Source organism: Cuneatibacter caecimuris, assembly GCF_004216775.1.
Lineage (GTDB): Bacteria > Bacillota > Clostridia > Lachnospirales > Lachnospiraceae > Cuneatibacter > Cuneatibacter caecimuris.
On sequence record NZ_SGXF01000001.1, the window covers coordinates 329,845 to 344,496 of the forward strand.

Genomic DNA, 14,652 nt, shown 5'->3' on the forward strand with positions numbered 1-14,652 from the left:
CGTACACAGCCCACCGGCATAATCAGTCCCAGTTCGTCATCCCGCCCTGTTTCCCCGGTTTCGGTCTGCCGGGATGGTCCATCTGATAGCACAGCTTATAGGAAAGCCGCATAAGGCTCTCGGATAAATGGACATTTTCCACCACTACCTCAGGAGGCAGATTCAAATCCGTATGGGCAAAATTCCATATTGCCTTAATTCCGCTGGCCACCAGATTGTCCGCTACCAGCATTGCCTGGCTCTTGGGGATTGTCAGCGCAGCCATCTGGATATCGTTTTCTTTGATAAACGAATCCAGGCACTCCATAGAAAGCACAGGAATCCCGCGAAAATCCTTTCCGATCAGCCGGGGATCCACATCGAACATCGCTTTTATAATAAATCCGCGCCGCTCAAAATTCGCGTAGTTTGCTATTGCCTGGCCCAAATTCCCGGCGCCGATAATGATCAGGGTATGCTGCCTGTCGATTCCCAGAATCCGCGCGATTTCCTGATAGAGATATTTTACATTATACCCGTACCCCTGCTGGCCAAATCCGCCAAAATTATTCAGGTCCTGGCGGATTTGGGAAGCGGTCACCTTCATCCTGATGCTCAGCTCGTTAGAAGAAATACGTTCCACTCCACTCTCCATCAACTCCCCCAAATACCGGTAGTACCGGGGCAGACGCCTGATCACTGCTTTGGATATTACTTTTTCTTCTGATTTTTCGGCCACTGCTTTTTCCTTCCCTTTCCGTCTGTTGTGAGGTCTCGTCACTTTTCGTCCATTATACCAGCCTGTCAAAAGTGTGTCAATCCTGGTATCCCCTTGTTTATGAAGTATTGTCTGGACAAATTTTCTTTTTTTGTGTATGATGACTGGTAGTACCGGCATTATTTGCCGGCTGTTTTAAAGGAGTGATGAAAATGATTTTAGCTTGTAACGGGATATGTAAGGCTTTTGCGGATGAAGTGGTTCTGGAAAATGCCTCTTTTCATATAGAAGAACGGGAAAAGGCGGCTATCGTAGGCGTAAATGGAGCCGGGAAGTCCACTCTGCTGAAAATTATCGTGGGGCAGCTGGCGCCGGATTCAGGACAGGTAACTCTGGCCAGGGGCGCTTCCCTGGGCTATCTGGCCCAGCACCAGGACCTGGACACAGACCATACTGTATATGAAGCGCTTCTCTCTGTGAAGCGCGGCCTGCTGGAACTGGAGGACAGCCTTCGCGGCCTGGAGCAGTCTATGAAACATGTTTCCGGCAGCGAACTGGAGGAACAGATGGAGCTGTACGCCCGGCTCAGTCACGAATTTGAGCTGCAAAACGGATATGCGCTGAGAAGCGAACTCACCGGCGTCCTGAAAGGGCTGGGGTTTGCCGAAACAGATTTTGAACGCCCCGTCAGCCAGCTCTCCGGAGGCCAGAAAACCAGGGTATCTCTTGGCAAGCTTCTGTTGTCAAAACCGGATGTGATCCTTCTGGACGAGCCCACCAACCATCTGGATCTGAATTCCATCGCCTGGCTGGAAACATTTTTGCAAAACTACCCCGGAAGCGTGGTTGTGGTGGCCCATGACCGCTATTTTCTGGACCGTGTAGTGACAAAGGTGATTGAGATCGACCGGCATCAGACTGCAGTATTTTCCGGAAACTATTCCGCCTACGCAGAAAAAAAGGCCCAGCGCATGGCCGCCCTGGAACAGCAATATCTGAACCAGCAGCGGGAAATCAAACACCAGGAAGCGGTGATCGAAAAGCTTCGGTCCTTCAACCGGGAGAAATCCATTAAGCGGGCGGAAAGCCGGGAAAAAATGCTGGCCAAAATACAGGTTATGGACAAGCCCCGGACGGATGACGCCGTGATGCACATACAGCTGGAACCTTCCGTCACCAGCGGTAATGATGTTCTCACCATCCGCGGCCTGTCCAAATCCTTCGGCTCCCTCCGGCTTTTTTCTGATGTGGACGCGGAGGTCAAACGCGGGGAACGGGTGGCGGTGATCGGCAGCAACGGCACCGGAAAAACCACCCTCCTGAAGATTATCAACGGCCTGGTACCCCCTGATACCGGCTCTCTTACCCTGGGTTCCAAGGTCCATGTGGGCTACTATGATCAGGAGCATCAGGTGCTCCACATGGAAAAAACGCTGTTTGAGGAATTGTCAGATGCTTATCCCCAGATGACAAATACAGAAATCCGCAATATTCTGGCTGCTTTCCTGTTCACCGGGGACGATGTGTTCAAACGGATCTCTGACCTCAGCGGCGGGGAGCGGGGTCGGGTTTCCCTTGCAAAGCTCATGCTTTCGGAAGCAAATTTCCTAATCCTGGATGAGCCTACCAACCACCTGGACCTGATGTCCAAGGAAATCCTGGAACAGGCGCTGAACAGGTATACCGGCACTGTACTATATGTCTCCCATGACCGTTATTTCATCAATAAAACGGCTACCAGAATCCTGGAACTCACCGGAGGCACGTTTATTAACTACATCGGAAATTACGATTATTACCTGGAAAAAAAGGATATCCTCACCCGGGCGGCCCTGGGTTCCCGGCAGTCTGAGAATTACCAGCCCACTGACCATTCTGCGTCGGGGGTGTCGGACTGGAAACAGCAGAAAGAAGAACAGGCCCGGCTGCGCAAACGGCAGAACGACCTGCGGCGCACAGAAGAGGCGATCCTCCGCCTGGAGGAACGGGACGGGGAAATCGACGATGCGCTTACAAAAGAGGAAGTCTACAGCGATCCTGCCAAACTCATGGAGCTGAACCAGGAAAAAACAGAATTGCAAAGCCAGCTGTCACGGCTGTATGAGCAGTGGGAAGCGCTGGTGGAATAAACAGGAGGTTTGAAATGAAAATCGGTATTCTGGGCGCCGGCGGTATCGCCCGCACCATGGCGCGCACATTAAACGAAATGAAAGATGTAAAGCTGTATGCTGTCGCTTCCCGTTCCCAGGAGAAAGCGTACCAGTTTGCCGCAGAGTTTCAGGCGGTCAAAGCATACGGCTCTTATGAAGCTATGCTCCAGGACAAAGAAGTTGAGCTGGTTTATATTGCCACGCCCCATTCTCATCACTATACCCATATGAAGCTGTGTCTGAAATATGGGAAACATGTGCTCTGTGAGAAATCCTTTACCCAGAACGCCGCGCAGGCGCAGGAAGTCCTGAAACTGGCCGAACAAAAGGGGCTGCTGTGCACAGAAGCTATCTGGCCCAGATATATGCCCATGGCCCGCGTCATCCGTCAGATTCTGGAAAGCGGCGAAATCGGCGCGCCCGCCGCTCTGTCCGCCAATCTCGGCTATCCCATCTTCGGCGTGGAACGCATCCGCCGCCCTGAACTGGCGGGCGGAGCGCTTCTGGATATCGGCGTCTATGTGCTGACATTCGCCTCCCTTTTCTTTGGCGATGATATTTCCCGGATCGATTCTTCCGTAGTGATGGCTGATACCGGGGTGGACAGCCAGGAGAGCATTACCCTCACCTACAGAGACGGCCGTATAGCCACGCTTTACTGTACCGCCCAGGCGCTGACAGACCGTCAGGGGGTTATCAGCGGCTCCGAGGGGTTCCTGGTGGTGGAAAATATTAATAATTTTCAGAAAGCTGATATTTACGATCATAACCGCAGACTGATCAGGACTGTTCCCTGCCCGCCTCAGATTACAGGCTATGAATATGAAGTTGCTTCCGCCGTCAAAGCGATTCAGGAAGGAAAAACCGAGTGCCCTGAAATGCCCCATAGTGAGACTCTTTTTATTATGCGGCTGATGGACAGCCTCAGGGATCAGTGGGGCATGAAGTATCCCAACGAATAGCAGACAGATTCTGATGATAAAATTATAAAAAGGAGATGCTGCAGTCTCAGGTCCGGCGGCCGGCCGCCCCTGTCAAATTGCAGCATCTCCTTTTTACCCGATCAGGCAAGTCATCCCCGAAAACCGCTGGAATCCATACTCCCAATCGTCTGCTTTCATCTTCATAAGGTAATCAGCAAGCATTGAAATCATATATCCATTTTCAATCCGTCCTGCCGGAACATATCCGAATATGTTTTGCAGCAGCTTATCATTACCAGACTCCAGCATTCTTCTCTTTACCGTCCTGATGTCTCTCTCCACGCACGAAACACTGGTATGGTAAATTTCAGCCACACCGGAATAGACCTTTTTGCTCATAAATTCTAAAACCTGCTCGTCTTCCACTGCCAGCATTACAGCTGCTGAAACATAGTAATATCCTTTATAAGTTGCGTTTACGCCCAGTCGCCGCAGAAGCTCTTTCACATCACCCTCGTCCACCACCATAAGTCTCCTCCGCCCAAGGAACAGGTGCACGATACATTCCTATATTTTATACTCTACCAGAATCCGGAGAAATACGCAAGGATTTCTGCATATATTATTATTCGTATTTTATTCGCCATGCTTTTCCTTCAGCGCGGCTACATTGGCATCTACTGTTTTTTTATCCAGAGGGTACCAAAACCACAATACCAAAATCACCAGTATAAAACCCGCCGCCGGTACAATTGCGGCTATATTATAAATCCCGTTGACTACTTCCGGGTCAAAGGCGGTGGCCGCCGTATAGCCGATCATAGTCAGCAGCCCGCCTGTAAGGCCTGAAGAGGCAGCCTGTCCCAGCTTCCGGGAAAAAGAATACACTGCATAAACAGTCCCGTCTTCCCGGACGCCATTTTTCAGCTCCGAATAATCAATTACATCTGTAATCAGCGCCCAGCTCACCATCGTATAAATTCCCAGACCCAGATAGACCAGCAGGGTAAAGCCCACATATACCCATACATTGGAAGGCCTCACAAACAGGATCAGAAGGAATCCCACAACGGCGATGGCGCTGCCTGCAATGCTCAATTCTTTTTTCCCGTATTTAACAACCAGAGGTTTTGTGATCGCCGCGCAGAAAAAGGTCACTGCCATCATCAAAATCGTGCTGGCAGCCTGGGCCTTTGTATCCCCATAATAATTCGGGAACACATAATTTGCCATGGATTGGAGGGACAGCTGGGCCAACAGGATCAATATAGAAATAGCAATAATGGAAAGCAGCGCCTGATTGGTAAAAATGCTTTTCAGCATCCCCCCCAGGGAGAATCCATTTGATTTTCCGTTTTTCTCCGGCTTTACCCGCTCTGTCGTCATAAAATAACACAGCAAATAACACCCCACCGCCAACAGGGAAAAGATCCCGGCAATGATGGTAAACCTTCCGCCATTGAGGATTTCTCTTCCTTCTACAGTATCGTATGCCAGAATCGGCACGCCTGACCCGATCACAACACCTGCCAAAGTAGCGCCTATACTTCTGAAGGTAGAAAGGCTCTGCCTGTCTCCAGGCTCCGCTGAAACAGCCGATGCCATGGAACCATATGGGATATTGATAGATGTGTAAAAGACAGATCCCCAGAGGATATAGGTGATAAAGAGCCAGGCCACCTTAAAAGTCATGCTCATACCGGCAAACGAACTCTGATAGATCAAAAAAGAGGCGATTGCCACTGGCCCGCACATCCTCAGAATCCACGGCTTGAACTTGCCGGCGGCAGTCATTTTTCCAGTATCGCAGATGCGCCCCATCGCCACATCCGTAAACGCATCCAGAAATCTTGAAACCATCATGGCGATTCCAACAATGCCCGCCGAGACGCCCATGACATCCGTATAAAACTTCAGCAGAAAGCTGGATGAAAGAATAAAGGTAAAATCATTGCCAAAGTCCCCGAACATGTAACCAAGTTTATCCCGCATCCCAAACGGCCTGACGGAATCAGACAGGTGTTTTTCTTTTCCCATTGCGATCAGCTCCTTCTTCATTATTGCAGCATACCGTACAATCTCCAACTAGTATGCCCAATCTTTCAGAAGTTACGCTTCCGCGATCTCTTTTATTTTTTGCAGATATTGGCCGAACTTCGGTTCATTTCTGATAAAATCAAAGGATTCGTCCTGTTCCAGCAAAGGTCCCAGCAATTTCAGCATATTTTTACGCTCGTCCGGCTGGTCTGCTGTCAAATTCTGATAAAGAAAGGATTCTCTGGTTTTGGTTTCGGTAAGTTCACGGATCATTTGATCCACAGCCTCCAGCACCCCATCCCTGTCCTTGAAATCCGCTGCCATCTCCAGACGGGCATTCGCCTTCAGATAACTGCTCAATTCCAGCTTATCCACCAAATCATCCAGGATGCCGCAGAGATACTGGGCCTCCTGCTTATTTCCTTCTCTGCATTTTAATGTCATCATCTGCATAATGTTGGTTACAGCCGTTCCTGCGCTCTGGTACAGCATTCCCTCATAGAGAGCGCAGGCTTTTTCATATTCCCCTCTTGCCTTACAGATATTTGCCTGCAGAATCCTTCTGTCCAGGCTAAGGGGCGGGATCTTCTCCGCCAGCGCTTCCGCTTTGACGTAATCCCCCGCGCTTATGGCCTTATTGCACACGATCCCCACAGCCGTACCTGCCAGAACCGGTTCACCGCTCTCTGCAACTGCTTCAAACCAGGCTGTGATCTGCTTTTCATATTTTTCTGTTCCCAGGTTTTCCTGCAAAGGCAGATAAAAATTCATCATCTGAGCAACTGCAAACATCAGCGTCACACAGTTCGGATATTCCCGCACCATGTTTTTATACTTTTCAAATGCTGCCTCATATCCGCACTTTTCTATTTCGCCCGGCATTTCCTGTAAAACACGCTTTATCTCTAAGTCCGTAAGATTTCCATGAAAGGAAAGCAGCGTATCCACATCTGTTTTTAAAAACCGGGCAAGAGGGGCAAGCAGCAAAATATCCGGGAAATTTTGACCCTTCTCCCACTTGTTAACTGCTGTCGCCGACACACCCAGAAAATCGGCTATTTCTTCCTGGGTCAGTTTCTGTTCTTTTCTAAACTTCCTGATTACCTCGCCAATCTGCATCATTTCTTCTCCATTCGTTATATTACAGAGATCTCCGTATCTTTATCTTATCAGAACCATGGAGAAGCTTCAACTGAGCATGAATCATGTTTCAGGGTGCAAAAAATAACCACTATTTAACTTCGGTGAAAAGATAAATATCTAGTCCCCTGAAACGTTAAATTTCCTGTATCTCCTTCCGCAAGCATTCCGTATTCCGAACCTCCAACGGAAAATTCCATTCTGTCTCCGCTCTCAACTTCAAATGTTACATAGTGCATTGCAGAAGTAGCCGTATGATATCCTTGCGCGCCTGAGCCATCACCCGCATTAGCATAGGTATGGTGTGAGATGTCGGTTCGTTTGGACACAATTCTTGCTGTTACAGTTAAACGCGGCGAGTGATTATTTTTATTCCAAGTAGTTATGCCTCTCACTAATGTTACTATAAAAATTCCAATAACCAGTACGAATGCAATAAAAAATATTGATCCAAATCCTGTTCCCATTTCAGCACCTCATAATATTGAAAGTTGATTGCATAAAATCATATTATGATTTTGTAACTTTATATCTTAAGCGAATATACGAATCATTCAGAGTTTCACACTTTTCCAGCTGTAATACCCCTAATAAATTTAAATCTTCAATAGATGTTATAGAATCCCCGTCAATAAGCGTTGAAGTATCCTTGCCCCCAATTAATACGGGCGCTACAACAAGATCGATATAGTCAATCATTTTATTTCTGAGAAACAATCCGTTTAATGTGCCGCCTGATTGGATTGTAATCCGCTCACACCTATAATCTTCATTTAACTCTTTGAATGCACCCTCCAGATCTAAGGTATCTTGTTTAATAATATGCAAATTTTCATCTGTAATAGAAAAGGCCGGATGCTCCGGATTTTGTGTAATCAGCACAAACCGCTTTGACCATGCACAAAAATAACGGACTCCATGTTCTGTTAAATGATGGTTGTCTAAGATTACAAAAGATACTGGTGATTTCGATGGAAATTCTTTTTTATTGACTCCGATTTTTTCCTGGACCCTGCCCGTGTTAAATGACCATAAATCAGTCTTTCGTTCTAATTCATAATACTGATATAATCCTTCTTTTACGCCGGGAATCCCTGGAAAATCTTTATCCACATCTAATTCGTCTGATGCTCCTGTACTGATTTTCCCGTCCACTGACATTAACATAAATAATGTTGTGATTGGTCTGTTCATAATCTCCTGCCTCCATGTGACGCAAATACTGCTATATTCAGTGGTGTGTCTCCATAACTATATCACATTTCAAATCAAAAAGCACTATTCATAACCTCTTTGATTTTTGTGTGGCATTTTATAAAATTGTCCTTTATAATAAACCTACATTATTTATATATGGAGGATTTTATTATGCCAACGAAGCTTGCGGCAGGCAGCCCCACCTTTAACCGGGCCTTGGCCCGCCTTGCTATCCCTATTGTTCTGCAAAATCTGGTTACCACAGCAGTAAGTTCCGCAGACGTTATCATGCTTGGTTTTGTTAGTCAGGATGCCTTGGCGGCAGGTTCTCTGGCCAGTCAGATTATGTTTATTTTAAATCTTGTATACTCGGGGATTTCCTCAGGAGTTGTCATGCTGGCGGCACAGTATTGGGGCAAACGGGACACGCTCACCATCGAACGTATTATGGGGATTGGAATGCGGCTTTCCATTCTGGTTTCCACAGCTTTTTTTATCCTGGCCTGCTTTTTCCCTTCTCTTTTAATGGGAATTTTTACGAATGAGGAATCTCTTATTGCCACAGGAATCCCTTACCTGCGGGCGGTAAGTTTTTCTTACTTATTTATGAGTATTTCACAGGTGTACTTATGTACCATGCGCGCCATTGAACGAGTGGTGTTTGCCACAGTTGCCAATGGTTCCGCACTTGTTTTGAACATTTTATTAAATGCTGTATTTATTTTCGGGCTTTTTGGAGCTCCAAAGCTGGGTATTATGGGAGTCGCCCTGGCAACCAGTATCTCCAGGGGGATAGAACTGCTCATCTGTCTCATCGACAATGCAAGATTTCAAACAATACGTTTTCGTATAAAGACACTCTGGGAGCGCAATAAACTTCTGTTTTCAGATTTTCTGAAATACTCTCTCCCTGCTTTTGGCAATGAAGTCGTATGGGGCGTTGCTTTTTCCATGTACTCTGTCATTATGGGACACCTGGGCAGCGATATAGTAGCAGCCAACGCTGTAGTTGTAGTAGCCCGCAATCTGGGTACGGTAGCCTGCTTCGGCATTGCCAATGCAGGAGCTATTCTCCTTGGAAATTCCATTGGCGCCGGCCATACAGAAACTGTAAAAGCAGATGCCTCCCGTTTCTGCAGAATCACTTTTATCAGCAGTATCGTGGGCGGCATATTGATTTTTCTTCTGAAACCACTGTTCCTGAACATGGCAGATTTAACTCAGACAGCTCAAAGCTACTTAAATACCATGCTTTTTATAAATATGTACTATATACTGGGACAGGCGGTGAATACAGCGGTAATCTGCGGTGTGTTCCGCTCCGGCGGCGACTCCAGATGGGGCTTTATCTGCGATACCATCGACATGTGGGTCTATGCTGTTCCCCTCGGTTTCATCGCGGCTTTTATTTTAAAGCTGCCTCCCATGTGGGTCTACTTCCTGATCTGTACCGACGAATTTGTAAAAATACCCTTTGTCTATAAACACTACAAAAGCTATAAATGGCTGAAAAACATTACCCGGGATTTTTAACCCCGGGTATCTTCTTTTATCATAGACATGCTGATTTTATAACTGTTCCAGTAATTTCTCCAGAAATTTTCGAGCTGTTTTTGTATGTATTTGATACCTTTTCCAAATGATATGCGGCGTTGTTTCCAACAACGGACGAATCGGGCGAAAACAGAGATTGCTGTCCTCATTCAAATTGATCAGCCCGTCGAAGCTAATGGCATAACCAAGACCCTCTTCTGCCAAGAGAGATGCGTTAAAAAACAAGGTATAGGTCGCTGCTATTTTCAGTCTTGATATGTCTGAAGTGATTTTAGATAATATCTGCCAGTTATCCCGTTCTTCCTGAGCGGAAACAATCAGGGGCTGATCCATTAGGTCTTCCGGCGTTATAAAATCCTTTTGAGCGAGAGGCGAGTCCTTACGCATAAATACACCGTATGTGTCTTTGAATGGAGCTTTTATGCATTCATATTTTAAGTGGTCCACCTCACCGTATATTACGCCGAAATCAATGAGCCCTTTATCCAACTGTTCCATAACAAAAACTGAATTTCCGCTTGATATATGAAAACGGACATCTGGGTAGTTCTGTTTCAATTCAAAGGCTGCTTTGGCAAGAATACGATTTCCGGCAGATTCACCAGCGCCAATATAAATATTTCCCGCTATGGTTTCATCAGAGGAACTGACTTCTTCCTCTGCTTTTTTCATTAAATCCACGATTTCTTCGGCACGCTTGCGTAAAAGCATACCTTCGTCTGTTAGCGTTATTTTCCGGTTGCCGCGGATAAAGAGCTGTTTTCCTAATTCTTCCTCTAAATCCTTTAGCTGGCGGGAAAGTGTCGGCTGTGAAAGGTGCAGATATTCTGCTGCTCCGGAAATACTTTCTTCTCTTGCAGCGGCTAAAAAATACTGAAGCACACGAAATTCCATAATATATCTCCTTATTTAACAGTATTGTACCGCTTTTTCATATGCCCGTCAAGCATATGAGTATATTTGGTATAAGTATTTGCTATTGTATTTTGCAGCTGATATAATTAAGAAGTGATTTCTATCTAAAAATATTTTCTGTCCTTCCTGCAGCCCTGTTAGTCACAATAATCTTGGCAGGGTGCAGCAGTATCGGAGAACGGGCAGAGAGTGGCGACGGACATTATTCCCGTATAGAATAGAGGAAAACAATGAACATATATGAATCTTCCGAATCCATTATTCAAAATTTGAAGGACGCGGGCTGTGACTGTGAAACCATTGAAAGATTTATGACAAACCTTCAGAATGGAAACGAAGCCAATGGATTGAAACAGCTTGCCCTACATAGAAAAAACCTCCTTGCATCACTGCACAAGGACCAAAAATGTATTGATTGCCTGGATTACCTTGTGTATCAAATGAAAAAGGCAAATAACAAACAAGAGCCCAGAAAGGAAAAGTATTTATGAAAACCATAACAAACAAAACCTTTGATGAAGAAAGAGCCCTTTATGCGGAACGAGATATTCTAGTAAAGGATTGTTCCTTTGACGGCCCTGCCGATGGGGAAAGTGCTTTTAAGGAGGGCAGAGATGTGGCGGTCGATCACTGCTTTTTCAACCTCCGTTATCCATTCTGGCACGATGCAGGGCTGAAGATTGAGCATTCGGAAATGACCGGGCTATGCAGGGCCGCTCTTTGGTATTCCAAAAATGTAGAGATTATTAATACCAAACTTCACGGCATTAAGGCTCTGCGTGAATGTGCAAATATAAAAATGCGTGGCTGCGATATCATTTCCCCGGAGTTTGGCTGGTCGGTGAGGGGAATTGAAATGGAGGACTGCACTGCCGAAAGCGAATATTTTATGATGCGTGCAGAGCGCCTGACCTTCCGTGATGTCCGTATGAAAGGTAAATACTCCTTTCAGTACATCACTGATTCAGTTTTCGAAAACTGTGTGTTCGATACCAAAGACGCTTTTTGGCACGCAAAGAATATCACAGTGAGAAACAGCACTGTAAAGGGTGAATATCTCGCATGGTACAGTGAAAACATCACCTTTGAAAACTGCAAAATTATAGGGACACAGCCACTTTGCTACTGCAAAAACTTGAAATTAATTCACTGCGAAATGGTGGACACCGACCTTTCCTTTGAGCGTTCCGATGTGGAAGCTACACTCACCGCGCCCATCGTCAGCATTAAAAACCCCATGTCCGGGCATATCTATGTGCCGGAGGCCGGTGAGATCATTATGGATATTGATGAGGCAAAGGGTGAAATTATTATAGGTCAAAAGGAAGGCGGCAAACAATGAAAAAAGGTAATATAAAATGAAATTTAAATTCTGGCAGCTCCTTTCCTGTATCACAATCACAATACTTCTTTTGTCGGGGTGTATAAACGGACAAAACAGCGGCGGTTCTATCAGCCATTTGGGTTCTGAAACAGAAATTGATAATTCTGCATCAAGCATTTCTATGTCTGAGACGAATTCAAAGCAAAGCAAACCGCCAGTTGAATCCTCCAGTCCTGTGACGCAGCCGGCTAAAAATTCCGCCTTGGAGGAACATACAGTGAAAAAGATAATCCTGCAAATCGGAAACACCAACTTTACTGCAACTTTAGAAAATAACGCTGCTGTAAACGCTTTTGAAGAAATGCTGCGTGAAGCTCCCATCTCTATTAAAATGAGTGATTATTCCGGTTTTGAAAAGGTCGGCTTACTCGGAGCAAGCCTGCCGGCCAGCAATGAACAAACTACAACGCAGCCAGGCGATATCGTTTTATATGGCGGGAATCAAATCGTCATTTTTTACGGTTCTAATTCGTGGAGCTACACAAGGCTTGGAAAAATCGAAGATATATCCGGGTTGAAAGATGCTCTTGGCAGCGGCGAAGTGACGGTTACTTTTAGAATTAAATAATTTATATATAAAGAGTCCGGCGAGCCAGACTCTTGCGCCGAAGCGCGGTCGCTTCAGCGGCCATATTTCCTTAGAGCGCAGTGTGATCCCCCGGAGGGTTTTGTTTCATAGGGAACGCAGTTTCCTATGAAACAAAAGGCCTGAAGCATGATTATTCCATGCTTCAGGCCTAAAATAACTCTGTTTACATCCTCAACAAAAACAATGTTATGCCATCTGTTTTGCAACTTCCTCAGCAAAGTTCTCTTCTTTCTTCTCCAGGCCTTCTCCGGTCTCGAAACGAACGAATTCTTTCAGTTTAATGGAAGCGCCTGCTTCTTTGGCAACTGATTCCACATACTTGCCAACGGTCATGTCCCCGTCTTTTACATATGCCTGATCTACCAGACAGAACTCTTTCAGTTCTTTATTCAGGCGGCCGATGATCATCTTGTCAATGATATTCTCGGGCTTTCCGGTGTTCTCATTCATAGCCTGAGCTTTCAGGATTTCTCTCTCATGCTCAATGAACTCTTCCGGTACGGACTCTCTGTCCAGATACATGGGCTTCAGCGCAGCGATCTGCATTGCCACATTTTTCAGGCAGTCCTTGACTGCATCGTTGACTACAGAAGTCTCTGCATGCAGCAGAACGCCGATACGGCCGCCGCCATGGATATAGGATACCACGCAGCCGTCTGCAGCATCAATATTTACAAATCTTCTGATTGTCATCTTCTCACCGATCACGGCGATTTCGCTGGACAGCTTCTCTGCAACAGTCAGGGCAGGATCTTTTACCCACTGCTCTGCCATAAACGCGTCCATGTCATCCTGATTGGAAGAAGCGATTGCCTGCTCCGCAACTTCTCCAACGTATGCCTGGAAAGTAGCGTTCTTTGCTACAAAGTCTGTCTCGCTGTTCACTTCAACAATAGTTGCCTTCTTGTCATCCTGAACAAGAGCGGTCACAACGCCTTCTGCTGCGATTCTGCCGGCTTTCTTCGCCGCTGCAGCCAGGCCCTTCTCTCTCAGGAACTCAACTGCTTTATCCATATCGCCGTCTGTAGCTGCCAGAGCTTTCTTACAGTCCATCATGCCGGCGCCGGTCATTTCTCTTAACTCTTTTACCATTCCTGCTGTAATTGCTGCCATTTTTTATTCCTCCGTCTATGCAATGAATTATACTTCTGCGGCTGCTGACACTTCTGCTGCTTCCTCGAAAGTAGCGTCTGCATATTCAGCTGTATCCTCTGCTTCACCCTGATTTGCTTCTACAACAGCGTCTGCCATCTTGGAAACGATCAGTTTTACCGCTCTGATTGCATCATCATTGCCCGGGATCACATAATCCAGCTCTTCAGGATCGCAGTTGGTGTCAGCGATGCCGATCAGCGGAATACCCAGTGTATGTGCTTCCTGTACGCAGATTCTTTCCTTCTTGGGATCTACAACAAAGATTGCGTCAGGCAGTTTCTTCATATTCTTAATGCCGCCCAGATTCTTCTCCAGTTTATCCCACTCTTTTCTGAGCTGGATTACTTCCTTCTTGGGCAGAACATCAAAGGTTCCGTCTTCAGCCATGGTCTCGATTGCTCTCAGACGGGCAACTCTGCTCTGGATGGTCTTGAAGTTGGTCAGCATGCCGCCCAGCCATCTCTGGTTTACATAGTACATGCCGCACCTCTCTGCCTCGGTCTGAATCGCGTCCTGAGCCTGCTTCTTTGTACCCACAAACAGGATAGTCCCGCCATTTGCAGCGATATCTGCAACAGCCTTGTAAGCATCGTCTACCATGCCCACAGACTTCTGCAGGTCGATGATGTAGATGCCGTTTCTCTCGGTATAGATGTAGGGAGCCATCTTAGGGTTCCATCTTCTAGTCTGATGCCCGAAATGAACACCTGCTTCCAGTAACTGCTTCATTGAAATTACGCTCATGTTTCTTCTCCTTTTTGGTTGAATTCTTCCGCACACTTCTTACCCCAAGGGACCGGCTGCTGCCGGCACCGTCCCGGGCCATCCACATGCGTGACTATTTTGCCTATAGCATTATATCATGTCTGCTAAATAAAATCAAGGTTTTTTTGAAAAATCACCTGTATCTC

14 protein-coding genes are annotated in these 14,652 nt (G+C 46.4%); 5 read left to right on the forward strand and 9 right to left on the reverse strand.

What is annotated here, in order from left to right; all coding sequences use genetic code 11:
* Nucleotides 1–22: 22 nt before the first annotated feature.
* On the reverse strand, nucleotides 23–718 hold the full coding sequence (locus tag EV209_RS01600) for a redox-sensing transcriptional repressor Rex (protein ID WP_243647467.1): 696 nt from the start codon (nucleotides 716–718) through the stop codon (nucleotides 23–25).
* 191 nt (nucleotides 719–909) lie between these two features.
* On the opposite strand from EV209_RS01600, the gene EV209_RS01605 reads away from it, so the two are divergent.
* Together EV209_RS01605 and EV209_RS01610 are read left to right on the forward strand one after the other, a co-directional pair.
* Nucleotides 910–2,826 (forward strand): ABC-F family ATP-binding cassette domain-containing protein, encoded by a 1,917-nt coding sequence (locus EV209_RS01605; protein WP_130432395.1) that lies wholly within the window; start codon nucleotides 910–912, stop codon nucleotides 2,824–2,826.
* 14 nt (nucleotides 2,827–2,840) lie between these two features.
* Nucleotides 2,841–3,809: a Gfo/Idh/MocA family protein gene (locus EV209_RS01610; protein WP_130432397.1), complete on the forward strand. Its 969-nt coding sequence runs from the start codon at nucleotides 2,841–2,843 to the stop codon at nucleotides 3,807–3,809.
* Between the two features lie 93 nt (nucleotides 3,810–3,902).
* Here EV209_RS01610 and EV209_RS01615 read toward each other — a convergent pair whose 3' ends face one another.
* From EV209_RS01615 to EV209_RS01635, 5 genes are all read right to left on the reverse strand, one after another.
* Nucleotides 3,903–4,298 carry a sporulation initiation factor Spo0A C-terminal domain-containing protein gene (locus EV209_RS01615; protein ID WP_130432399.1) on the reverse strand — a complete coding sequence of 132 codons (396 nt, stop codon included), beginning with the start codon at nucleotides 4,296–4,298 and terminating at the stop codon, nucleotides 3,903–3,905.
* Between the two features lie 108 nt (nucleotides 4,299–4,406).
* Nucleotides 4,407–5,828, reverse strand: coding sequence for an MFS transporter (locus EV209_RS01620; RefSeq protein ID WP_243647468.1), 1,422 nt, complete (start codon nucleotides 5,826–5,828; stop codon nucleotides 4,407–4,409).
* A 51-nt stretch (nucleotides 5,829–5,879) separates the two neighbouring features.
* On the reverse strand, nucleotides 5,880–6,929 hold the full coding sequence (locus EV209_RS01625; protein ID WP_130432403.1) for a helix-turn-helix domain-containing protein: 1,050 nt from the start codon (nucleotides 6,927–6,929) through the stop codon (nucleotides 5,880–5,882).
* A gap of 113 nt (nucleotides 6,930–7,042) precedes the next feature.
* The gene (locus tag EV209_RS01630) at nucleotides 7,043–7,414 is read right to left on the reverse strand and encodes a DUF2500 domain-containing protein (RefSeq protein WP_130432405.1); all 372 of its coding nucleotides are present in this window, start codon (nucleotides 7,412–7,414) and stop codon (nucleotides 7,043–7,045) included.
* A gap of 43 nt (nucleotides 7,415–7,457) precedes the next feature.
* The gene (locus EV209_RS01635) at nucleotides 7,458–8,141 is read right to left on the reverse strand and encodes a dihydrofolate reductase family protein (RefSeq protein ID WP_130432407.1); all 684 of its coding nucleotides are present in this window, start codon (nucleotides 8,139–8,141) and stop codon (nucleotides 7,458–7,460) included.
* A gap of 174 nt (nucleotides 8,142–8,315) precedes the next feature.
* On the opposite strand from EV209_RS01635, the gene EV209_RS01640 reads away from it, so the two are divergent.
* Nucleotides 8,316–9,677, forward strand: coding sequence for an MATE family efflux transporter (locus tag EV209_RS01640; protein WP_130432409.1), 1,362 nt, complete (start codon nucleotides 8,316–8,318; stop codon nucleotides 9,675–9,677).
* A 36-nt stretch (nucleotides 9,678–9,713) separates the two neighbouring features.
* Here the strand turns inward: EV209_RS01640 and EV209_RS01645 are convergent, their stop codons facing one another.
* Nucleotides 9,714–10,592: a LysR family transcriptional regulator gene (locus EV209_RS01645; protein ID WP_130432411.1), complete on the reverse strand. Its 879-nt coding sequence runs from the start codon at nucleotides 10,590–10,592 to the stop codon at nucleotides 9,714–9,716.
* A gap of 508 nt (nucleotides 10,593–11,100) precedes the next feature.
* On the opposite strand from EV209_RS01645, the gene EV209_RS01655 reads away from it, so the two are divergent.
* Together EV209_RS01655 and EV209_RS01660 are read left to right on the forward strand one after the other, a co-directional pair.
* Nucleotides 11,101–11,955, forward strand: coding sequence for a DUF3737 family protein (locus tag EV209_RS01655; RefSeq protein WP_130432415.1), 855 nt, complete (start codon nucleotides 11,101–11,103; stop codon nucleotides 11,953–11,955).
* A gap of 16 nt (nucleotides 11,956–11,971) precedes the next feature.
* Nucleotides 11,972–12,565 carry a cyclophilin-like fold protein gene (locus EV209_RS01660; protein ID WP_130432417.1) on the forward strand — a complete coding sequence of 198 codons (594 nt, stop codon included), beginning with the start codon at nucleotides 11,972–11,974 and terminating at the stop codon, nucleotides 12,563–12,565.
* A gap of 207 nt (nucleotides 12,566–12,772) precedes the next feature.
* Here EV209_RS01660 and tsf read toward each other — a convergent pair whose 3' ends face one another.
* Both tsf and rpsB read right to left on the reverse strand, forming a co-directional pair.
* Complete coding sequence (gene tsf, locus EV209_RS01665) at nucleotides 12,773–13,699, reverse strand: translation elongation factor Ts (protein ID WP_130432419.1); 927 nt, start codon at nucleotides 13,697–13,699, stop codon at nucleotides 12,773–12,775.
* A 27-nt stretch (nucleotides 13,700–13,726) separates the two neighbouring features.
* Nucleotides 13,727–14,485, reverse strand: coding sequence for a 30S ribosomal protein S2 (rpsB, locus tag EV209_RS01670; protein WP_130432421.1), 759 nt, complete (start codon nucleotides 14,483–14,485; stop codon nucleotides 13,727–13,729).
* Nucleotides 14,486–14,652: the final 167 nt, after the last annotated feature.